Source organism: Pseudomonas sp. EA_35y_Pfl2_R111, assembly GCF_963970955.1.
GTDB lineage: Bacteria > Pseudomonadota > Gammaproteobacteria > Pseudomonadales > Pseudomonadaceae > Aquipseudomonas.
Window position 1 is genome coordinate 1,598,854 of the sequence record NZ_CAXAOM010000001.1, and the last position, 22,162, is coordinate 1,621,015.

General features: G+C 62.1%; 20 protein-coding genes. 8 read left to right on the plus strand and 12 right to left on the minus strand.

Translation table 11 applies throughout. The annotated features are described in order from the left end of the window. Positions 1 to 229: 229 nt before the first annotated feature. Positions 230 to 2,077, plus strand: a complete 1,848-nt coding sequence (gene ilvD, locus AACY25_RS07590; protein ID WP_339523511.1) for a dihydroxy-acid dehydratase — start codon at positions 230 to 232, stop codon at positions 2,075 to 2,077. Between the two features lie 70 nt (positions 2,078 to 2,147). Here ilvD and AACY25_RS07595 read toward each other — a convergent pair whose 3' ends face one another. From AACY25_RS07595 to AACY25_RS07605, 3 genes are all read right to left on the minus strand, one after another. Next, positions 2,148 to 2,795, minus strand: coding sequence for a YitT family protein (locus tag AACY25_RS07595; RefSeq protein ID WP_339523513.1), 648 nt, complete (start codon positions 2,793 to 2,795; stop codon positions 2,148 to 2,150). 166 nt (positions 2,796 to 2,961) lie between these two features. Then, positions 2,962 to 3,474: a dihydrofolate reductase gene (locus AACY25_RS07600; protein WP_339523515.1), complete on the minus strand. Its 513-nt coding sequence runs from the start codon at positions 3,472 to 3,474 to the stop codon at positions 2,962 to 2,964. 64 nt (positions 3,475 to 3,538) lie between these two features. Next, the gene (locus tag AACY25_RS07605; RefSeq protein WP_339523517.1) at positions 3,539 to 4,714 is read right to left on the minus strand and encodes a GGDEF domain-containing protein; all 1,176 of its coding nucleotides are present in this window, start codon (positions 4,712 to 4,714) and stop codon (positions 3,539 to 3,541) included. Positions 4,715 to 4,886: 172 nt separating this feature from the next. Here AACY25_RS07605 and AACY25_RS07610 point away from each other — a divergent pair, with 172 nt between their 5' ends. Next, positions 4,887 to 6,281: a DUF2868 domain-containing protein gene (locus AACY25_RS07610; protein ID WP_339523519.1), complete on the plus strand. Its 1,395-nt coding sequence runs from the start codon at positions 4,887 to 4,889 to the stop codon at positions 6,279 to 6,281. 105 nt (positions 6,282 to 6,386) lie between these two features. Further along, on the plus strand, positions 6,387 to 7,778 hold the full coding sequence (locus AACY25_RS07615) for a GTPase/DUF3482 domain-containing protein (RefSeq protein WP_339523521.1): 1,392 nt from the start codon (positions 6,387 to 6,389) through the stop codon (positions 7,776 to 7,778). On the opposite strand, the gene AACY25_RS07620 is transcribed toward AACY25_RS07615, so the two are convergent. From AACY25_RS07620 to AACY25_RS07635, 4 genes are all read right to left on the minus strand, one after another. Continuing rightward, complete coding sequence (locus AACY25_RS07620; RefSeq protein ID WP_339523522.1) at positions 7,760 to 8,827, minus strand: transporter substrate-binding domain-containing protein; 1,068 nt, start codon at positions 8,825 to 8,827, stop codon at positions 7,760 to 7,762. The two genes, AACY25_RS07615 and AACY25_RS07620, sit on opposite strands and share 19 nt — an antisense overlap. A 198-nt stretch (positions 8,828 to 9,025) precedes the next feature. Next, the gene (locus tag AACY25_RS07625) at positions 9,026 to 9,820 is read right to left on the minus strand and encodes a thymidylate synthase (protein ID WP_339523524.1); all 795 of its coding nucleotides are present in this window, start codon (positions 9,818 to 9,820) and stop codon (positions 9,026 to 9,028) included. Further along, a complete protein-coding gene (gene lgt, locus AACY25_RS07630) occupies positions 9,817 to 10,620 on the minus strand; it encodes a prolipoprotein diacylglyceryl transferase (RefSeq protein WP_339523526.1) in 804 nt (267 codons plus the stop codon). Before lgt ends, AACY25_RS07625 begins: the two co-directional genes overlap by 4 nt. 10 nt (positions 10,621 to 10,630) lie before the next feature. After that, a complete protein-coding gene (locus tag AACY25_RS07635) occupies positions 10,631 to 11,413 on the minus strand; it encodes a sulfite exporter TauE/SafE family protein (protein WP_339523528.1) in 783 nt (260 codons plus the stop codon). A 122-nt stretch (positions 11,414 to 11,535) separates the two neighbouring features. Here AACY25_RS07635 and AACY25_RS07640 point away from each other — a divergent pair, with 122 nt between their 5' ends. Together AACY25_RS07640 and AACY25_RS07645 are read left to right on the plus strand one after the other, a co-directional pair. Then, complete coding sequence (locus AACY25_RS07640) at positions 11,536 to 11,904, plus strand: hypothetical protein (RefSeq protein ID WP_339523529.1); 369 nt, start codon at positions 11,536 to 11,538, stop codon at positions 11,902 to 11,904. A gap of 3 nt (positions 11,905 to 11,907) precedes the next feature. Next, entirely contained in the window at positions 11,908 to 12,654 is a 747-nt protein-coding gene (locus AACY25_RS07645; RefSeq protein ID WP_339523530.1) for an NRDE family protein, read from the plus strand. Between the two features lie 18 nt (positions 12,655 to 12,672). On the opposite strand, the gene ptsP is transcribed toward AACY25_RS07645, so the two are convergent. Further along, positions 12,673 to 14,952, minus strand: coding sequence for a phosphoenolpyruvate--protein phosphotransferase (ptsP, locus tag AACY25_RS07650; RefSeq protein WP_339523531.1), 2,280 nt, complete (start codon positions 14,950 to 14,952; stop codon positions 12,673 to 12,675). Between the two features lie 18 nt (positions 14,953 to 14,970). Then, positions 14,971 to 15,450 (minus strand): RNA pyrophosphohydrolase, encoded by a 480-nt coding sequence (locus AACY25_RS07655; protein ID WP_339523533.1) that lies wholly within the window; start codon positions 15,448 to 15,450, stop codon positions 14,971 to 14,973. A 143-nt stretch (positions 15,451 to 15,593) separates the two neighbouring features. Here AACY25_RS07655 and AACY25_RS07660 point away from each other — a divergent pair, with 143 nt between their 5' ends. Further along, on the plus strand, positions 15,594 to 16,247 hold the full coding sequence (locus AACY25_RS07660; protein ID WP_339523534.1) for an HAD family hydrolase: 654 nt from the start codon (positions 15,594 to 15,596) through the stop codon (positions 16,245 to 16,247). 68 nt (positions 16,248 to 16,315) lie between these two features. Here the strand turns inward: AACY25_RS07660 and AACY25_RS07665 are convergent, their stop codons facing one another. After that, positions 16,316 to 16,756 (minus strand): DUF2269 family protein, encoded by a 441-nt coding sequence (locus AACY25_RS07665; protein ID WP_339523535.1) that lies wholly within the window; start codon positions 16,754 to 16,756, stop codon positions 16,316 to 16,318. A 162-nt stretch (positions 16,757 to 16,918) separates the two neighbouring features. After that, complete coding sequence (gene ilvA, locus AACY25_RS07670; protein WP_339523536.1) at positions 16,919 to 18,433, minus strand: threonine ammonia-lyase, biosynthetic; 1,515 nt, start codon at positions 18,431 to 18,433, stop codon at positions 16,919 to 16,921. Between the two features lie 189 nt (positions 18,434 to 18,622). Here ilvA and rpiA point away from each other — a divergent pair, with 189 nt between their 5' ends. Next, positions 18,623 to 19,297 carry a ribose-5-phosphate isomerase RpiA gene (gene rpiA, locus AACY25_RS07675; RefSeq protein WP_339523537.1) on the plus strand — a complete coding sequence of 225 codons (675 nt, stop codon included), beginning with the start codon at positions 18,623 to 18,625 and terminating at the stop codon, positions 19,295 to 19,297. Between the two features lie 117 nt (positions 19,298 to 19,414). Further along, complete coding sequence (locus AACY25_RS07680) at positions 19,415 to 21,199, plus strand: GspE/PulE family protein (RefSeq protein ID WP_339523539.1); 1,785 nt, start codon at positions 19,415 to 19,417, stop codon at positions 21,197 to 21,199. 148 nt (positions 21,200 to 21,347) lie between these two features. Here AACY25_RS07680 and AACY25_RS07685 read toward each other — a convergent pair whose 3' ends face one another. Further along, positions 21,348 to 22,058, minus strand: coding sequence for a murein L,D-transpeptidase catalytic domain family protein (locus AACY25_RS07685; protein WP_445262122.1), 711 nt, complete (start codon positions 22,056 to 22,058; stop codon positions 21,348 to 21,350). Positions 22,059 to 22,162 lie beyond the last annotated feature (104 nt).

Genomic DNA, 22,162 nt, shown 5'->3' on the forward strand with positions numbered 1-22,162 from the left:
CCGCAAGCGCCGTCAATCAATGCGCCTTGGCTCCGCGGCAGCGGCGGGCGTAGAATCGGCGCATCCCTCGCCGTCCATCCCCTGGCGGGTCTCTGAGCACGGGTCAGACCAGCGGCCATCCCGCAATGTCCTGTGGCCCCCGCCGAACGCACGGCCATCTCCCGTTTGCATCCGGTGCAGTCGACGCTCACCATACGAACATCACCTGATTAACCGCAGGAACCGTGTCATGCCCGATTACCGCTCAAAAACCTCCACCCACGGCCGCAATATGGCCGGCGCTCGCGCCCTCTGGCGCGCCACCGGGATGAAGGACGAAGACTTCAAGAAGCCGATCATCGCCATCGCCAACTCCTTTACCCAGTTCGTGCCCGGCCACGTGCACCTGAAGGACATGGGCCAGCTGGTCGCCCGCGAGATCGAGAAACACGGCGGCGTGGCCAAGGAATTCAACACCATCGCGGTCGACGACGGCATCGCCATGGGTCACGACGGCATGCTCTATTCGCTACCAAGCCGCGAGATCATCGCCGACTCCGTCGAATACATGGTCAACGCCCACTGCGCCGACGCCATCGTCTGCATCAGTAACTGCGACAAGATCACCCCCGGCATGCTGCTGGCCTCCTTGCGTCTGAACATCCCGGTGATCTTCGTTTCCGGCGGTCCGATGGAAGCCGGTAAAACCAAGCTGGCCAGCCACGGCCTGGACCTGGTCGACGCCATGGTCATCGCCGCCGATGACAGCGCCTCGGATGAAAAAGTCGCCGAATACGAGCGCAGCGCCTGCCCGACCTGCGGCAGCTGCTCCGGCATGTTTACCGCCAACTCGATGAACTGCCTGATGGAAGCCCTGGGCCTGGCCCTGCCAGGTAACGGTTCGACCCTGGCGACCCACAGCGACCGCGAGCAGCTGTTCCTGCAAGCCGGCCGCACCGCCGTCGAGCTGTGCAAACGCTATTACGGTGAAGGCGACGAGTCGGTGCTGCCGCGCAACATCGCCAACTTCAAGGCGTTCGAAAACGCCATGACCCTGGACATCGCCATGGGCGGTTCGACCAACACCATCCTGCACCTGCTGGCCGCCGCCCAGGAAGGCGAAGTCGATTTCGACCTGCGCGATATCGATCGCCTGTCACGCAAAGTGCCGCAACTGTGCAAGGTCGCGCCGAACATCCAGAAGTACCATATGGAAGACGTGCATCGCGCTGGCGGCATCTTCTCCATCCTCGGCTCGCTGGCTAGAGGCGGCCTGCTGCACACCGACCTGCCGACCGTACACAGCAAGACCATGGCCGAAGCCATCGCCAAGTGGGACATCACCCAGACCGACGATGAAGCCGTGCACACCTTCTTCCGCGCAGGCCCGGCCGGCATCCCGACTCAGACCGCGTTCAGTCAGAGCACCCGCTGGGACACCGTAGATGACGACCGCGAAAACGGCTGCATCCGCAGTGTCGAGCATGCGTATTCGCAAGAAGGCGGCTTGGCCGTGCTCTACGGCAATATCGCCCTCGACGGCTGCGTGGTGAAAACCGCCGGCGTGGATGAATCCATCCATGTCTTCGAAGGCACCGCGAAGATCTTCGAAAGCCAGGACAGCGCCGTGCGCGGCATCCTCGCCGACGAAGTGAAGGAAGGCGATATCGTCATCATTCGCTACGAAGGCCCGAAAGGCGGCCCGGGCATGCAGGAAATGCTCTATCCGACCTCGTACCTGAAATCCAAAGGCCTGGGCAAAGCTTGCGCTCTGCTTACCGACGGGCGTTTCTCCGGCGGCACCTCGGGCCTGTCCATTGGCCACGCCTCGCCGGAAGCGGCGGCGGGCGGCGCCATCGGCCTGGTCAAGGATGGCGACAAGGTGTTGATCGACATCCCTAACCGCACCATCAACCTTCTGGTCAGCGATGAAGAGATCGCCCATCGCCGCCACGAGCAGGACAAGAAAGGTTGGAAGCCGGTTGAAGTGCGCCCACGCAAAGTCACCACCGCACTCAAGGCCTACGCCCTGCTTGCTACTAGCGCCGACAAGGGCGCGGTACGCGACAAGGCCATGCTGGACAAACTGATGCCGTAACACGCATCCGTACAAACAAAAAAGCCCGGCACTGATGCCGGGCTTTTTTGCTTTCTGGATTCGACGAACGCTAACTCACGCCCATATAACGCCCGGCACGGTGATTGATCGCCAGCACCATATTCAGCGCCAACGCACCGAGGATCGACAACGCCACCTTGTCCAGCGGCACAACCATGACCGCGCCCAGCACGATCAGCACATCAATGCCCATCTGCACCTTGCCGGCACGCAGGCCGAAGCGCTCCTGCAGGTACAGCGCGAGGATATTCACCCCGCCGAGGCTGGCGCGGTGACGGAACAGCATCAGCAAACCCAGACCCATGGCGAAACCACCGAACAACGCGGCATAGACCACGTTGAGGTGGGTGAAGCCAATCCAGTGGGGCGTCAACTCCGCCAGCAGCGAGACCATCCCTACCGCGCAGAAGGTGCGCAGGGTAAAAGGCCAACCCATGCGCCAGATGGCCAGGGCATAGAACGGCAGGTTGATCAGAAAGAACACCAGACCGAAGGGCCAACCGAGCAGGTACTTCATCAGAAAGGCCAAACCCACGGTGCCACCAGTCAGCAAACCGGCCTGGCTGTAGAGGGTGATCCCCAGCGCCACCATGGCCGTACCCAGCAGCAACGCCAGACCGTCTTCCCAGAGCGGGTGGCGAATAAAGATCGCGGCAATACGATCCGGTTCGGCGTGATCGGTATCAGCGTCATGCATGGGGAACAACCTGTAGAGGCAAATGGCAATAGACAGCGTAGCGGCCAGCAAGGCATCGCTTGGCATGGGTTAACGCAACACAACGACGACGCGCAGCGTGGCACGCCAAAGCGGCGCCCACCCTGGCGGAGATCAATGCAGCACTGAAAAGCTCAGCCCGAACGGGCTATTTGCGGTTCCACACCTCGAACACGTAGCCCGGCGTTTCCAGGCCTTCCGTGTGTTCAATGGCCGAAGACAGATGCCAATCAGCCTCGGCCACTTCGGGGAAAAAGGCATCGCCTTGGGGGCTGATGCCGACGCGGGTCAGGTACAGACGCTCGGCCTGGGCCAGACCCAACTCGTACAGCTGCGCACCGCCGATCAGCATCAGCTCTTCCGCATCTTCCTCGCGCGCCCAGATCTCGGCACGCTCCAGTGCGGCGTCGAGACTGGCGAACACTTCCGCACCTTCCAGCTGCAAACCGGGCTGACGGCTGACTACCAGGTTAAGCCGGCCCGGTAAGGGGCGACCGAGGGAATCCCAGGTCTTGCGACCCATGATGATCGGCTTGCCCAGGGTCAGCGCCTTGAAGTGCTTGAGGTCCGCCGGCAAGTGCCAGGGCAGTTGGTTATCGCGGCCGATCACGCGGTTTTCCGCGAGGGCGGCGATCATGCAGAGAGGCAGGGAATTTTTCATAGGCGCGAGAATACCGTCTGCGTGGCGATCATTGAAGCCTTCCCTCAGAACCGGTTCAGTGCGCTTAACCATCCTGGCGCTTACCCACCACGCGGTTGCGCCCCTGCTCCTTGGCCAGGTAGAGCGCGACATCCGCCAAACGCAACGCATCGCTCAGGCTCTGATGCGGCTGCGCGGTGACGTAGGCCATACCGATGCTCAACGTGACCACACTGGCGGCATCTGAATGAGCATGCGTTAGGCCTAGGGCTTCGATGGCGCCGCGGATGTCCTGCAGAATCGCCAGCAACTGCGCCTCATCCAGGCCATACCAGATGCCGACAAACTCCTCGCCGCCATAACGCGCCGCGCAATCCAGCGGCCGCCGGGCATGCTCACCGATCACTCGAGCAACCTGGCGCAAGGCCTCATCGCCGGCGGCGTGGCCATAGTGGTCGTTGTAACGTTTGAAGAAGTCCACATCCATCATCACCACGCCCAGGGTCTGCTTTTCCCGTTGCGCCTGGCGCCAACTGCGCTCGGCACGTTCGGTAAAGGCGCGGCGATTGAGCAGCCCGGTGAGGAAGTCCTTCTCGGCCAGGTCCTGCAGCAAACCATGAGCGAGGAAATTCTGTCGCGTGGCATATTCCAGGGAATAGCAGCCCACCGAGCCGATGATATTGGCCAGGGCCAAGAACAAGGCATTATTGAGCAGTGTCTCGCCCGCCAGACCGACGCTTAATTCCACAGCCAGATAAACAACAAAGGTCAGCCAGCCGCACAACACGGCGGTGGCAAAGCGCAGGCCCGTGAGGAAGTAGAAGAACACCGTGACCAGGATGATGCCCTCGTAGGGCAAAGCGAAACCGTGATAGCGGGCAAGACCGATGATGCCCGCCACTGCCAGCCCGGAGAGCAACGCCACAATGCCGCCGATCAGCTGCAGGTGATCACGTAAGCCCGGTCGATAGGTGGCCAGCCAGGCCAACAGCAGCATCGGCTGAATCACTCCGAGGCGCAGGGCGAGTATCCGACCGCGCAGTGGGTCCGGCAGGTTGATCGCATCCAGCAGCACGAACAGCAGCGCCAGCAGCGTGGCCACCAGCAATGACCAACGCATACGCCGCAGGAACACATTGGCGTGATAGCGCTTGAACGCCTGCTCCAGTTCATCGTCAAAACTCAGCGCGCGAAAGCCCTGCTGATGCTGACGCAGGTACGGCGAATCCTGATTGACCCACTCCAGGTGCGGTAACTTCACGATGGCACTCGCTTTTTATTGTTATGCGTTCAGAAGCTGCTGACCGAGGCATTCGGCCACCCACTGCCATCAGCCTAGCTGGACTGGCCAGCGGAGTACACGCGTGCGCCGCTGTGCCATGTGCCGGCCGCTGCGGTTATGCTCTGGCTTCTATTCGTTTATGGAACACCGCGTGAATCCACTCGACCAGCCCACGCCCAGCCACCTGCAACGCCTCTGGCTCAGTGAAACCATCCGCCTGCGCGAGGAACATACCGGCCCGCTGGAAGACAGCGAAGCCAACCGCCGCGCCCAGGCCCAGGGTGGTGCTCTCAGCGAACGCGTCCAGGCCCGCGCCTGGCTGCTTGCCGAACGCGACGGCCAGGTGCAGGCACTGCGGCACTGGCTACAGGGCGCGCGTCTGGCTGCATTGCTGCTGGTACTGCTGGCCATCCTTAGCGGCAGTGGTCTGGCGGTGGCGGCGCTGGGCGATGGTTTACGCCCGGTCAATGTGTTCTGGGCCCTGGGCAGCCTGCTCGGGCTGAATCTCCTCCTGCTGCTGGGTTGGGCGCTGGGCCTGCTGCTAAGTCGTGACAGCGCGGGTGCCCTCGGCCACCTATGGCTATGGCTGAGCGCCAAACTCGCCCGCGATGCCCAGGCGGCGCAACTGGCACCCGCCCTGCTGCTGATGTTGCAACGCCAGCGCCTCAGCCGCTGGGGCCTCGGCGTGCTGGTGCAGGGCTTCTGGCTGCTGACCCTGCTTACCGCGCTGCTGACCTTGCTGGCGCTGTTAGCCACCCGCCGTTACGGCTTTGTCTGGGAAAGCACCCTGCTCGGCGGCGACAGCTTTATCGCCATGACCCAGGCCATCGGCAGCCTGCCCGCGCTCCTTGGCTTCAGCCTGCCGGATGCCGAGCTGATCCGCGCCAGCGGCGAAAGTGCCCTGGCCAACGAAAGCGCGCGGCTAAGCTGGGCCGGCTGGCTGGTGGGGGTGCTGGTGGTTTACGGCGTGCTACCGCGCCTGGGCTTGCTGCTGCTTTGCCTGTGGCGCTGGCGCAGAGGTTGCGCCACGCTGAGCCTGGACCTCAGCCTGCCTGGCTACAGCCTGCTGCGCGAACGCCTGCAACCGAGCAGCGAACGCCTCGGCGTGTGCGATGCCGCGCCAGCGCAGCTGCATCAACCTCAGACTGGCAGTCACGTAGCAGAAAGCCAGGGCGCGCTGCTGGTGGCGATCGAACTGGACCCGCAACGCAGCTGGCCACCCGCTTTGCCCAAGGGCATCGGCGATGCCGGGGTGATCGACAGCCGCGAACAACGCAACCAGCTGCTCGACCAGCTCAACCGCTTCCCGCCAGCGCGCCTGCTGATTGCCTGCGACCCACGCCGCTCGCCGGATCGCGGCAGCCTGGCACTGCTCGGTGAACTGGCGCGCACGGCCAGCGCCACGCGCATCTGGCTGCTGCCCCCGCCGCCCGGCGAAGCACTGGACAGCGCTCGCCTGGGCGACTGGCACCGCGCGCTGGAACAACTGCAGCTTAGCTATAGCGACAGCGCACCGTTCAGCTGGCTGGAGCATGGCCATGACTGACATCGATCAATGCGGACTATGCGACCTGGGTAGGGTGGATGCCTTTTTCATCCACCATCGTGGTTGGTGGATGGATAAAGCATCATCCACCCTACGGAGCCTACGATGAGCCATCCACTGAAACTCGCCGTGGTCGGCCACACCAATGTCGGCAAGACCTCGCTGCTGCGCACCCTGACCCGCGACGTCGGCTTCGGCGAGGTATCCCATCGCCCCAGCACCACCCGCCACGTCGAAGGCGCACGGCTGTCGGTGGACGGCGAGTCGCTGCTGGAGCTGTACGACACTCCCGGCCTGGAAGACGCCATCGCCCTGCTGGATTACCTGGAACGCCTGGACCGCCCCGGTGAACGCCTTGATGGCCCGGCGCGGCTGACGCGCTTTCTCGACGGCAGCGAGGCGCGCCAGCGCTTTGAGCAGGAGGCCAAGGTGCTGCGCCAACTGCTGACGTCCGACGCAGGGCTCTACGTGATCGACGCCCGCGAACCGGTGCTGGCCAAATACCGGGATGAGCTGGCGGTGCTCAACATGTGTGGTCGGCCGCTGTTGCCGGTGCTGAATTTCGTCTCCGGCAGCAACCATCGCGAAAGCGAATGGCGTAACGCACTGGCGCGCCAGGGTCTGCATGCCCTGGTTTGTTTTGACAGCGTGGCGCCGCCGCTGGATGGCGAACGGCGCCTATACGACAGCCTGGCGCTATTGCAGGAAAAGGCTCGACCACAACTGCAAAGGCTGATCGACGACCACCTGGCGCAACGCCAAGTGCGCAAAAGCAGCGGCGCGCGGCTGATCGCCGAATTGCTGCTGGACTGCGCCGCTTGCCGCCGTAGCGTGGCGACCGAGCCGGCGCTCGAACAGGCGGCGATCCGCGAGCTGCGCGACGCCGTCCGCCAACGCGAACAGCGCTGCGTCGAAGCGCTGCTGCGTCTGTATGCGTTCCGTAAGGACGACGCCAAGACCGCCGAGCTGCCGTTGCTCGATGGCCGCTGGGGCGACGACCTGTTCAACCCGGAAACCCTCAAACAGCTGGGCATTAATATCGGCGGCGGTATGGCCGCTGGCGCGGCCACCGGAGTCGGCGTCGATCTGCTGGTCGGCGGTATCACCCTCGGCGCCGCGGCCGTCGCGGGCGCACTGCTGGGCGGCGGCGCACAAACCCTGCGCGGCTACGGCGCGCGCCTGAAAGATAAACTCAGGGGCCAACGCGAACTGACGGTCGACGACGCCGTGCTTCGCCTGCTCGCCTTGCGTCAGCAGTTATTGCTGCAAGCGCTAGAAGCCCGCGGCCATGCCGCGGTAACAGCGATCACCCTGGCGATGCCCGAGGACAATACTTGGCGCCAGGGCCAGTTGCCCGAGGCGCTACGAAAAGCCCGCGCCCATCCCGAATGGTCGTCGCTTAACCTGCGTGCGCAGTTGCAACAGGCCGAACGCCAGGAACAGATCGACAGCCTGAGCAACGAGCTGCACATACCAACTCAGGGCTTACCCAGATAAAGCTCCAGGACCTCGTGCCAATCATCGCTCCCGGTGACGCGCAGTAGCTCGAGGTTAAGCCGCTCCCGGTAGGGGCTGCCAGCGGCCAGGGCGAAAGCGTATGACTGGTTCTCGAAGGTGCCTGGCAGCAAGCGCAAGCCGCCCTGGCCCAGCTCGCTGTTGCGGTACTGCATGATCGGCAAATCGTAGACCACCGCATCGGCCTCGCCCTGCTGCACCGCGCGCATCGCTTCGAGCAGGTTGGGGTAGTCGCTGTGGCGGATACGCTGGCTTTCCAGGTAGTGGCCGCTGGCGGTTTTGTCGATGGTCGCGACATGAGCGCGGCGCAGGTCGTCCGGGCCCTGGATGCCGCCTTGCAGATTGCCTACGGTCAGGGCGCTGGCAACGGCCGCGGTGAAGGTCGAGACCATGACCAGGCCGGCGAACATCCAGACCAGCGCGATCAAGCGCCCGCCGAGGGTGACCGGCGCCTTGTCACCGTAGCCGACGGTGGTCATGGTCACCGCCGCCCACCAGAAACTGGACCCCAGACCCTGCACCGGCGTGCCACCAAACTGCTGCTGATTGCTCCGCCGCTCGAACAGCCAGAGCAGACCGCCTACCACTAGCATCAGCGCGGCCAACCCCAGCACCAGGCTAAGGAACTGCCAGGACACCAAGCCCTTGACCGCAGCCCAACCGCTGCCGTCGCCACCTAGCGGCACGCCGATGGCCAGGCCGGTGCGATAAAACGGGTGCGTGAAGTCGAAGCGTTCCTCGCGCGCCGCGGTCATGGTCAGGGCGCCGGCCACCACATCCAGCTCGCCGGCTTCCAGGCTCGGCAGCAGGCGGCCGAAAGGCATCGCCTTGAATTCGTAGCGGTAACCGGCCTGCTCGGCGACGTTTTTCCATAGGTCGATGCTGATGCCGCGCCAACTGCCGTCCGGTTCATGGATCACAAACGGTGGCACCTCGCTAATTCCCACGCGCAATAGCGGCGCTTCCGTTTCCGCCGCTGCGGCGTTGCAGCTTAGTAAACCCAGCAATAGAACGATCAGAATCCTCGACACACGCATGCTCCTTCCCCACAGACAGACCGCCAGCGGCCTGCGCAGTTGGTTAGTTAATCCAGTTCGGATGACCTGTTCATGGGCTCAACGAGCGCCACGCAACCAGCCACACCGGCCCCAGGGTAACAAACCCCTGGTCGGTCTTGCGCGCGGGAGGGAGATGGCGCCTTGGCAAGGCGCCGAAAAACTGCAGGACGCTTAGACCGCCACAGGCGCGCTGATGTGCGGATGCGCCTGGTAGCCAACCAGCTCGAAGTCGTCGAACTTGAACGCCAGCAGGTCCTTCACTTCCGGGTTGAGCTTCATCACCGGCAGCGGCAGCGGCTCGCGACTCAGCTGCAGGTCGGTCTGTTCGATATGGTTGGCATACAGGTGGCAGTCGCCGCCGGTCCAGATGAAGTCCCCCGGTTGCAGGCCGCAGACCTGGGCGACCATCAGGGTCAGCAAGGCGTAGCTGGCGATGTTGAACGGCACACCCAAAAATATGTCCGCCGAGCGTTGATACAGCTGGCAGCTCAGCTTGCCGTCGGCGACATAGAACTGGAATAGCGCGTGGCATGGCGGCAGGGCCATTTGCTCGACCAGCGCCGGATTCCAGGCGGAGACGATCAGCCGGCGCGAGTCCGGGTTCTTCTTGATCATCTCGATCAACTTGCTGATCTGGTCGATCGACTCACCGTTCGGTGCCGGCCAGCTGCGCCACTGGTAGCCGTATACCGGGCCGAGGTCGCCGTTTTCGTCGGCCCACTCGTCCCAGATGCGCACGCCGTTGTCCTTCAGGTACTTGATATTGGTGTCGCCCTGAAGAAACCACAGCAGCTCGTGAATGATCGATTTCAGGTGGCACTTCTTGGTGGTCACCAGCGGAAAGCCGTCAGCCAGATTGAAGCGCATCTGATGAGCAAAAATGCTGTAGGTGCCGGTACCGGTGCGGTCACTTTTGAAGGTGCCGGTCTCACGCACCAGCCGCATCAGGTCGAGGTACTGTTTCATTGCACGGCCTCCTGTGCCGCTTGGCGTTTGTAGGCATAGGCGATCAGGCCCAGGCCGCCGAGCACCATCGGTACGCAGAGCACCTGGCCCATGGTCAGCCAGCCGCCCGCTAGGTAGCCGAGCTGGGCATCCGGCACGCGGACGAATTCGACGATAAAGCGGAAGATCCCGTAGCACACCGCGAACATGCCGGACACCGCCATGGTCGGCCGCGGTTTACGCGAGTAGAACCAGAGGATGGTGAACAGCGCCACGCCTTCCAGGGCGAACTGGTACAGCTGCGAGGGATGGCGCGCCAGTTGTTGCGGGTCGGTGGGGAAGATCATCGCCCAGGGCACGTCGGTGGCCTTGCCCCACAGCTCAGCGTTGATGAAGTTGCCGATCCGCCCAGCAGCCAGGCCGATCGGCACCAGCGGTGCAATAAAATCCATCAGCTCGAAGAAGCTCTTGTTGTTGCGCTTGCCGAACCACCAGGTGGCCAGCATCACGCCGATCAGCCCGCCGTGGAATGACATGCCGCCTTCCCAGATACGCAGCATGCGCACCGGCTCGGCGATATAGGCCGCCAGATCGTAGAACAGCACATAACCCAGACGACCACCGAGGATCACGCCCATGGCGACCCAGAACACCAGGTCGGAGAGCTTCTCCTTGTTCCAGCTTGGCGCGAAGGTGTTGACCCGGCGCGAGGCCAGCCACCAGGCACCGCCGATGCCGATCAGGTACATCAGGCCGTACCAATGGATTTTCAGCGGGCCGAGGGCCAGTGCAACCGGGTCGATCTGCGGGTAAGGCAGCATCAAAAACTCCTTAGATCAGGAAACTTAAGCCCACGCTAAACAGCAGCAGGGCAAACAGACGCTTGAGCAGGCGCGGCGACAGCTTGTGTGCCAGGCGTGCGCCGACACGGGCAAAGTACATGCTGGGGATGGCAATACCGACCAGCGCCGGCAGGTAGACAAAGCCCAGGCTCCACTCCGGCAGCGCTGGTTTATCCCAGCCCAGCCAGATAAAGCTCAGGGCACTGGCTATCGCAATCGGCAGGCCACAGGCAGACGAGGTGGCCACCGCCTGCTGCATCGCTACGCTGCGCCAGGTCAGGAACGGCACGGTGAGCGAACCGCCGCCAATCCCGAAAATTGCCGAGGCCCAGCCAATCACGCCACCGGCCAGGGTCAGTGCCGGCTTGCCTGGGACCGTGCGACTGGCTTTGGGTTTCAGCTCTAGGGCCATTTGCACCGCGATGATGATCGCAAATACACCGATGATCTTCTGCAGCAGCGGCCCCTGTATCGCGGCGGCGGTCATCGCGCCAAGCCCCGCGCCGAGCAGAATACCCAGGGTCATCCAGGCAAATACCGGCCACAACACGGCACCCTTACGCTGATGCTCAATTACAGAATTGATTGACGTGAAGATGATGGTCGCCAACGAAGTGCCTACCGCAAGGTGCGTCAGAATCATCGGATCAAAGCCCTGTGCGGCAAAACTCAGCACCAACACCGGCACGATGATAATGCCGCCGCCTACGCCAAATAACCCGGCAAGCGTTCCAGCTGCAGCCCCCAAGACCAAATACAGCAGCAGTTCCATCAGCACCCCCGCAAACAATCCGGCATGGTAACGGATGCACAGGGCCGGACTCTACTTTGGGCGATGGATGTCAGCCCTGGCTTTGCGTAAAGTGCCTTCCATCGCCTGTGGAATAGACCAACATGCGCCCGACCCTGTACCTGAAACTGAGCTGTAACCGGATGCACCTCACGCATCTGCAAAGTGGTCATACGCTGCACCTGCAGGCTGATCCGGCGTTCAGCAACCAGCGCCTGCTGGTGGCAGATTTTGCCGCGGCGCAGCAACTGCTGCAGCGCGGCATTGAGGAAATCCTACCCAAGCGTTTTCTGCGCCTGAGCCGCCCGCCACAACTGCTGATTCAACCGCTGGAGCGCCTGGAAGGCGGCCTGTCGCAGGTCGAAGAGCGCATTCTGCTGGAACTCGGCCTGGGCTGCGGCGCGCGCAAGGTGCGCCTGCACCTGGGCAACGAGCTGGACAACGCCGGCGTGCTGGCGAAGTTAAGGAGCTAATCCATGTGTCTGATTGTCCTGGCCTGGCGACCGGGCCATGCCCAGCCACTGTTGCTGGCAGCCAACCGCGATGAGTTCTATGAACGCCCCAGCCAGCCCCTGGCCGAATGGCCTGATGTGCCGGGGGTGATTGCCGGGCGCGACCTGCAAGCCGGAGGCACCTGGCTAGGTGTCGGCCCTAGCGGACGCTTTGCCGCCCTGACCAATATTCGCGATCCCGGCCAGGCTCAAGGCAGCCGCTCACGGGGTGAGCTGCCGGTGGCCTTTCTCACCAGTAACCACAGCGTCGAAGATTTTCTGCATGAGCTGCACGAGCAGCGCCGCCACTACAGCGGTTTCAATCTTCTGCTCGGTGATAGCCAACAGCTCTGGCACTTCAACTCCCTGACAGGGCGCGCCAGGCCGCTGGCAGAAGGCGTACACGGCCTGTCGAATGCTGACCTGGACACGCCCTGGCCCAAGCTGGAGCGGGCCAAGCAGGCACTGCAAAATGGCCTGCATGAGCCACACCCACAGATGCTGCTCAAACTGCTGGCCGACCCCACCCGAGCGACGGACGCCGAGCTGCCACAAACCGGCATCGGCCTCACCGGCGAACGCCTGCTCTCCAGCATATTTATTGCCAGCGTCACCTACGGCACGCGCGCCAGCACTGCGTTGATCGTCAATGCTGACGGAAGCCGCGTGGTGGCCGAACGCACGTTCGGCAGCCATGGTCGCTGTTTAGGTGAGGTTGTGCTGACTTGCTGATGCAGAGATCAGCAAGTCTCACGCCTGGATATCCGACGCCGGATTGATCATGCGACCCAGGCCGAGGTTGCGCAGGGCCAGTTGCAGGGTGCTGTGAATCACCTGCGGGTTGTCGATTCCCATCACCTGGCCGAGCAACTCCTGGGCTTTGCCCATGCTGATCTGGCGTAGCAGCCATTTCACCTTGGGCAGGTTGGTGGCGTTCATCGACAGGCCATCGAAACCCATAGCCATCAACAACACCGCGCACGCCGGGTCACCGGCCATCTCACCGCAGATACTCACCGGCTTGCCTTCGGCATGGGCGCCGGCCACCACCAGGCGCAGCGCCTGCAACACCGCCGGATGGAGGAAGTCGTATAGGTCGGCGACGCGCGGGTTGTTACGGTCCACGGCCAATAGATATTGGGTCAAGTCATTCGAGCCGACCGAGAGGAAGTCCACCTGCCGCGCCAGCTCACGCACCTGATAGACCGCCGCTGGAATCTCGATCATCACGCCGACCGGTGGCAGCGGCACATCGGTGCCTTCGTCGCGCACCTCGCCCCAGGCGCGATGAATCAGGTGCAGCGCTTCTTCCAGCTCCTGAATGCCGGAAATCATCGGCAGCAGGATGCGCAGATTATTCAGCCCTTCACTGGCTTTGAGCATGGCGCGGGTCTGCACCAGGAAGATTTCCGGGTGGTCGAGGGTAACGCGGATGCCGCGCCAGCCGAGGAAGGGGTTATCTTCCTTGATCGGGAAATAGCTCAGCGCCTTGTCGCCACCGATATCCAGGCTGCGCATGGTCACCGGCAGCGGATGGAAGGCGGCCAGCTGCTCGCGATAAATCGCCAGCTGCTCCTTCTCGCTAGGGAAACGCTCCTTGATCATAAACGGCACTTCGGTGCGATACAGGCCAACGCCTTCGGCGCCGCGCTCCTGGGCACGTTTTACATCGGCAAGTAGACCGGTGTTAACCCACAACGGCATACGGTGGCCATCGAGGGTTTCGCAGGGCAAGGCACGCAGCGCGTCGAGGCCCTGGGCCAGCTGGCGCTCTTCCTCGACCACTTCGGCGTATTGCTTGCGCAACACGTCGCTGGGGTTGGTGAAGACCTCACCGTGGTAACCGTCGACGATCAGCTGAATGCCATCGATTTTCGAATACGGCAGATCGACGACGCCCATCACCGTGGGAATACCCATGGCGCGCGCGAAGATCGCCACATGCGAGTTGCCCGAACCCTGCACCGACACCAAACCGACCAGCTTGCCTTCCGGCACTTCGCCAAGCATCGCCGGCGACAGCTCTTCGCTGACCAGAATGCAGTTGTCCGGGTAGACCAGCGTCTGCTGACGCGCCTGCTGCAGATAGGCCAGCAGACGCCGGCCGAGGTCTTTAACGTCACTGGCGCGCTCGCGCAGGTAGGCGTCGTCCATCAGTTCGAAACGATTGATGTGCTCGCCAATCACCTGGCGTAATGCGCCCTGGGCCCACTGGCCGGTGCGGATGACCTTGACCACCTCGTTACCCAAGGCGGCGTCTTCCAGCATCATCAGGTAGACGTCGAACAGCGCGCGCTCTTCCGGGCGCAGCTGGGTGGCCATCTTCGCCGACAGCGCGCGCATGTCGGAGCGCACGCCTTCCAGGGCGTTATTGAACAGGGTCAGCTCGGCGGCGATGTCGTCGACGGTCTTATCCGGCACCACCTCGAGGTCGGCCGGCGGCAACACCACCACCGCCGTGCCCACGGCCGCGCCGGGCGAGCCTGGCACGCCGACGAATTTGGCTTCCTGAATGCCCTTGCCCTGACGACCCAGGCCGCGAATCGAGCCTGTGGCCTCAGCGTGAGCAATAACCCCGGCGAGCTGCGCGCTCATGGTTACCAGAAAGGCTTCTTCGCCCTCGTCGAACTGCCGCTGTTCTTTCTGCTGGATGACCAATACACCCATCACCTTACGGTGGTGAATGATCGGCGCACCAAGGAATGAGGCGTAACGCTCCTCACCGGTTTCGGCAAAGTAGCGGTAGCGCGGGTGTTCGGAGGCGTGTTCGAGGTTAAGCGGTTCTTCGCGGGTGCCGACCAGGCCGACCAAGCCCTCATTAGGGGCCATGCTGACCTTGCCGATGGCTTTCTTGTTCAAGCCCTCGGTGGCCATCAGCACGAAGCGGTTGCTTTCCGGGTCGAGTAGATAGACCGAGCAGACCTGACTGCCCATGGCCGCGCGTACCCGCTGCACGATAATGCCCAGCGCCGCCTTGAGGTCCTTGGCGGCATTTACTTCCTGGACAATCTTGCGCAGCGTATTGAGCATGCTTGGCTCTAGCCTGTGTCAGTCCCGCGCCAAGAGGCGCGGAGCGAGTTCCTTGAGGGCGCGACGGTATACCTCGCGCTTGAATGTCACCACCTGGCCCAGCGGGTACCAGTAACTGACCCAGCGCCAGCCATCAAACTCCGGCTTGCCGGTCAGGTCCATGCGCACCCGATCTTCTGTTCCGGTCAAACGCAGGAGAAACCACTTCTGCTTTTGCCCGATACACAGCGGTTGACTGTGCGTGCGCACCAGGCGTTGAGGCAGACGATAACGCAACCAGCCCCGGGTGCAGGCGAGAATTTTCACATCCTGCTGTTCCAGGCCTACTTCTTCATTCAATTCGCGGTACAGCGCTTCTTCCGGCGTCTCATGGTCATTGATCCCGCCTTGCGGGAACTGCCAAGCGTCCTGGTTTATCCGACGCGCCCACAGCACCTGGCCGACATCATTGGTCAGAATGATGCCGACATTCGGGCGAAAACCATCAGGATCGATCACGGCGCACAACCTCGTAAACGCATGTTTCGGCATTGTTCCACAAAGGCCGCGGCAGCAGCAACGCGAGCGGGGCGCGTAATAGGAATGACCTATAAAAGCCGTTATCCTCAGCGCCCTCAGACTCTTGCGATGATAGGTGCCCCGTGCGTTTGGCTTTATTCGATCTCGACAACACCCTGCTCGGCGGCGACAGCGACCACGCCTGGGGCGATTACCTGTGTGAGCGCGGCATTCTCGACGGCATCGCCTACAAGGCGCGCAACGATGCCTTCTACCAGGATTACCTGGCCGGTCACCTGAATATCACCGACTACCTGAATTTCAGCCTGGAAATTCTCGGCCGCACGGAAATGGCCCAGCTTGCGCAGTGGCACGGCGAATTTATGCGTGATTGCGTCGAGCCAATCATCCTCGCTAAAGGCGAAGCGCTGCTGGCCGAGCACCGCGAAGCTGGCGATAAGCTGCTGATCATCACCGCCACTAATCGCTTCGTCACCGCGCCAATTGCCGCGCGCCTGGGCGTCGATACTCTGCTAGCCACCGAATGCGAAATGGCAGATGGCCGCTACACCGGCCGCACGACCGATGTGCCGTGCTTTAAGGAAGGCAAGGTCACCCGCCTGAATCGCTGGCTCGGCGAAAATGGCCTGAGCCTGGCCGATAGCAGCTTCTACAGCGACTCAATGAATGATCTGCCGCTGCTGGAACAGGTTGCCCGCCCCTTCGCCGTCGACCCCGACCCGAAGCTGCGCGCCGAAGCAGAAAAACGCGGCTGGCCGGTGATCTCACTGCGCTAACCCTCCCGCAAATAAAAACGCCGCCTGATCAGGCGGCGTTTTTATTTGGCGTTGCGTTAAGAGTCTGATTAGGCCGGCTTGGCCCCCATCAGCCCCATAATCACGAGCAACAGCAACAGGATCAGTCCGGCATATGCCGCGCAGAAGCGCAGCAGACTAACCGGTGCAGGGCTGTCGCCCAAGGCCTGCCATGCCGCCAGACGACCATTGAGCAGCAGGCCGAACAACACCAGCACGCCGAATAGCACGCTACTGGCGAGCAACCAGGTCTGCCCCAGCGGGAAGCCCGCCAGATTCACCAGCCACCAGCCGCTGATCGGCAGGCTCAACGCCAACAAGCCGAATACCGGCAAGCTGATCAACCGGGTGCGTTTGAGCTTGCGCTGTAGCACAGCGCTATCACCACCGCGCGCCGCCTTCCACAACATAAATACATGGGCCAGCACGCCCAGCAGTAACAGCACGCCTGGTGCGCTGTGGAGAATTTTCAGCAGTGGGTAGTGTTCCATCGATTCAGCTCCTGCCGATCAAAATTTGTTCAAAGTCTCGCGAGCTAGAGTCCTGCAAGGCAAAAACAGGCGAGGAAGCGGAGTGTACTGTTGTACATGAGCATTCCGAGCCTGTTTTTTTAACGCGGCAGGGCCGACGCGCAGCAGATTTTGAATAGATTTTTAGCCAAGAAAGAGTTTGTACGCCGGGTTATCGCTCTCATCCCAATAGGGATAGCCGATCGCCTCCAACGCCGCAGGCACCAGGTGACGCTCCGCCTGCGGCACTTGCAGGCCCGCCACCACGCGACCATCGGCCGCGCCGTGGTTGCGGTAGTGGAACATCGAGATATTCCAGCGCCCACCCAATTTCTGTAAGAAATTGAACAGCGCGCCCGGCCGCTCAGGAAACTCGAAACGGTAGACGCATTCATCCGGCACCGCTGCGGCATGACCACCGACCATATGACGGATATGCAGCTTGGCCAGTTCGTTCTCGGTCAGGTCCAGCACCGGAAAGCCCTGCTCACGCAGACCCTGTACCAGTAACGCACGCGGGTCGTTTTCCGGGTGGGTCTGCACGCCAACGAAGATGTGCGCTTCCTTATCCTCGTGGTAGCGGTAATTGAATTCGGTGATCTGCCGCTTGCCGATGGCCTCGCAGAACGCCTTGAAGCTGCCCGGCTGCTCGGGAATGGTCACAGCGATGATCGCTTCACGCTTCTCGCCCAGCTCGGCGCGCTCGGCGACGTGGCGCAGGCGGTCGAAGTTGACGTTGGCACCGGAATCGATGCCTACCAGCACCTGGCCGCTGCAGCCTTCGCGCTCGACGTATTTCTTGATCCCGGTCACGCTTAGCGCGCCGGCCGGCTCGGTGATCGAGCGGGTGTCGTCGTAGATGTCCTTGATCGCCGCGCAGATTTCGTCGGTGCTGACGGTGATCACCTCGTCGACATAGTCCTTGCACACAGCAAAGGTGTGCTCGCCGATTTGCGCCACCGCCACGCCATCGGCAAACAAGCCCACCTGCGGCAATACCACACGCTCACCAGCGGCCATGGCGGCTTGCAGGCAATTGGAGTCGTCCGGTTCGACACCGATGATCTTGATTTCCGGACGCAGGTATTTCACATAAGCCGCGATCCCGGCGATCAGGCCACCGCCGCCCACCGGTACGAAGATCGCATCGAGCTGACCCGGCTGCTGACGGAGGATTTCCATCGCCACCGTGCCCTGCCCTGCAATGGTGTGCGGGTCATCGTAGGGATGGATATAGATGTAGCCCTTCTCGTCGACCAGCTTCAGCGAATAGGCCAGCGCTTCGGGAAAGCTGTCGCCGTGCAACACCACCTTGCCGCCGCGCGAGCGCACGCCTTGCACCTTGATCTCCGGGGTGGTCTTGGGCATCACGATTGTGGCCTTGACCCCAAGCACCTTGGCCGCCAGCGCCAGGCCTTGGGCATGGTTGCCGGCCGAGGCGGTGACCACGCCACGCGCCTGTTCCTCGGCTGAGAGCTGCGCCAGCTTGTTGTAGGCGCCGCGAATCTTGAACGAGTACACCGGCTGCAGGTCTTCACGCTTAAGCAGAATTTGGTTGCCCAGGCGCTCGGAAAGCTGGTTGGCGGCTTGCAGCGGGGTTTCCACCGCCACGTCATAAACGCGCGAGGTGAGGATCTTCTTGACGTACTGTTCGAGCATGGCGGGCATCGCAGGCGGCTTTTCAGAGAGTCAGCGAGTCTACCCCAGCGTTGCGCCAATCGACCACACAAGCAGACCACGCGAGAGCTGCTGCGCTCGGTGATGCGGACTGAAAGGCAGGGTTTTAACGTCGCCGGCCCAGCCGCGCTATAATTCGCGCCTTTCCTCACTCCCACGCCAGGCCCCATGATGAACCAGGATCAACTCAAGCAAGCCGTCGCCCAGGCTGCCGTCGACTTTATTCTTCCCAAACTCGACGCCAAGAGTGTGATCGGAGTCGGCACCGGCTCCACCGCCAACTGCTTTATCGACGCCCTGGCCAAGCACAAAATGGAATTCGACGGCGCCGTCGCCAGCTCCGAAGCCACCGCCGCACGCCTCAAGGGCCACGGTATTCCGGTGTATGAGCTGAACACCGTCAGCGACCTAGAATTCTATGTCGATGGCGCCGACGAGAGCGATGAGCACCTCAACCTGATTAAGGGCGGCGGCGCAGCCCTGACCCGCGAGAAGATTGTTGCGGCTGTGGCGCAGACCTTTATCTGCATCGCCGACGCCAGCAAGCTGGTACCGGTACTGGGGGCCTTCCCACTGCCCGTGGAAGTGATTCCCATGGCGCGCAGCCATGTAGCTCGCCAACTGGTCAAACTCGGTGGCGACCCGGTGTACCGCGAAGGCGTGGTGACCGACAACGGCAATATCATCCTCGACGTCTTCAACCTGTCGATCACCAATCCGGCCGAGCTGGAAAGCCAGATCAACGCCATCGTCGGCGTGGTCACCAACGGCCTGTTCGCCGCCCGCCCGGCCGACCTGTTGTTGCTTGGCACCGCTGAAGGCGTAAAAACTCTCACGCGTGCTTGAGGTCTAGGGCGGCGGAAGCTGGCAGCTGCGCAAAAATGGACCAAGTCGGCAGACAGTTCACGCCCACGGCGTCATGCTGCTGAGATTGCTTAGTTTTCAGGATCATCAGGGAGCTTTATGTCCGCATTCGCCTCGTCCGCCCATGATCGCCAGCTCGACCTTGGCGACCTGTTGCGTGAGCTGGTCGCCCAGGGCCGGACCAATCAGGACAATGCCGAACAATGCCTGGCGATCCGCCGCAGCGCCGTAAACAATAAGCAGCACCCGCTGGAATTTCTTGCTGCCCAGCAACTCGATGACTTGAAAAACCCAGGCAAGAAACTTGACCTTGAAAGGTTGACGGCCTGGCTCGCGGAACAATGCGGGCAGCCCTTCTTGCGCATCGACCCACTGAAGATTGATGTCGCCGCCATCACCCCGCTGATGTCTTACGCCTTTGCTCAACGCCACAAGATTCTTGCCGTGGCGGTGGACAATGACAGCGTGACTATCGCCAGCAGCGAGCCGCTGGTGCACAGCTGGGAAGCCAACCTGACCCATGTGCTCAAACGCCCGATCAAACGCGTGGTAGCCAGCCCGACGGATATTCAGCGATTTACCGTAGAGTTTTACCGCCTGGCCAAATCGGTTAGCGGCGCCTCGGCTGGCGACAGCAAGATCAGCGGCGTGGGCAACTTTGAGCAACTGCTCAACCTCGGCGCCCAGGATCAGGAGCCCGACGCCAACGACGCGCATATCGTCAATATCGTCGACTGGCTGTTCCAGTACGCCTTCACCCAGCGCGCCAGTGACATTCATATCGAGCCGCGGCGCGAGCAGGGCAGTGTGCGCTTTCGTATCGACGGCGTACTGCACACCGTCTATCAGTTTCCGCCTCAGGTGACCATGGCCATCGTTAGCCGCCTGAAAAGCCTGGGCCGGATGAACGTTGCAGAAAAGCGCAAACCGCAGGACGGTAGGGTCAAGACCAAAACCCCGGACGGCGGCGAGGTGGAGCTGCGCCTGTCGACCCTGCCCACCGCGTTTGGTGAAAAGATGGTGATGCGGATTTTCGATCCAGAGGTGCTGCTGAAAAGCTTCGACCAGCTGGGGTTTTCCGCAGATGATCTGAAGCGTTGGAAAAGCATGACGTCGCAGCCCAACGGCATCATCCTAGTCACCGGCCCCACCGGCTCGGGCAAGACCACCACGCTGTACACCACCCTCAAGCAGCTGGCCACTCCCGAGGTGAACCTCTGCACCATCGAGGACCCGATCGAAATGGTTGAAGGCGCCTTTAACCAGATGCAGGTGCAACACAATATCGACCTGACCTTCGCCAGCGGCGTACGGGCGCTGATGCGCCAGGACCCAGACATCATCATGATTGGCGAGATCCGCGATCTGGAAACCGCCGAGATGGCGATCCAGGCAGCGCTAACCGGTCACCTGGTGCTGTCGACGCTGCACACCAACGATGCGCCCAGCGCCATCACGCGACTACTGGAGCTGGGCGTGCCGCACTACCTGCTTAAGTCCACCTTGCTCGGCGTGATGGCCCAGCGCCTGGTACGCACCCTGTGCCCACACTGCAAGGCCCCGCAGACCCTGGATGAAGACGGCTGGCAGAGCCTGACCAAACCCTGGAATGCGCCACTGCCAACCGGCGCGCATCAGGCCGTGGGCTGCCTGGAGTGCCGCGACACCGGTTACCGCGGCCGAGCCGGGGTGTATGAAATCATGCTGATCAACGATGCGATGAAGCCGCTGATTACTGCCGACACCGATCTACTCGCGTTGCGTCGGCACGCCTTCAAGGACGGCATGCGCAGCCTGCGCCTGTCCGGTGCGCAGAAGGTCGCCGCCGGCCTGACCACCATCGAGGAAGTGCTGCGGGTCACTCCGCAGAGCGAGCAGAAATAGCCTTAATGATCTGCTGCGCGTCGGCCCTGCTGCGTTGAAAACAGGCCGGGACGCGGCGTCTCGGAATGCTCATTTACAACAGTAAACTCCGCTTCCTCGCCTGTTTTCGCCTTGCATGACTCTAGCTCGCGAGATCATGAGCTGGCTCTCAGCCTTCCCCGACACGACTCAACGTCGCCACCCGCTGCTGCGGCTTGCAATCCAAGTAGGCAGAAGCCTTCAGCAAGCGTTGATTGGAGTGCCAGGCGAAGAGAAACTGCCCGCCCTTGAGCTGATCGACCACCATCCGCGCCACTTCCGGACGCACCGCCGGACAACCCAGGCTGCGGCCAATACGACCATGTTTCGCGACCCAGAGTGGGTTCACATAACCGGCACCATGAATGACTATGGCGCGCTCGCGGGCCAGATCATTCAACCCAGGCTCCAGGCCGTCCATACGCAGGGAATAGCCATGCTTGCCGCTGTAGCTTTCTGCGGTACGAAACAGGCCCAGGCTGGATTGATGGCTGCCCAGACGATTGGAAAACACCTCGGCAAAGTTCTCCCCGGACTTGCGCCCGTGGGCAACAAAATCGCGCAATAGCAAACGCTTGCGCTGCAGATCGAATATCCACAAACGCCGTTCGGTAGACGGCCGCGAATAATCGATTACCGCCAGGCGCCGCGCCGGGTCGGCACCATGATTGACCGCACACTGCATAGCCGCCAGGGCATGACGCAGTGCCTGCTGATTAAGCCCGGGAGCAATCCGCGCCAGATCCTTGAGCAGCCCATCCTGCTCGGCTGCGCTCGCCGAGAACGGCATATAAGCCAGCCACAACCCAATTAGGCAGAATCTGCCAAGGCGTCCAAACATTGTGTAATTACCTCGAGGTACGGACGTCCTGTCACAAGATCCAACTACGGCCTGTCTATACTTTTGTGTTAAATCCCACCTACGGGATTCTATTCAGAGCCAAG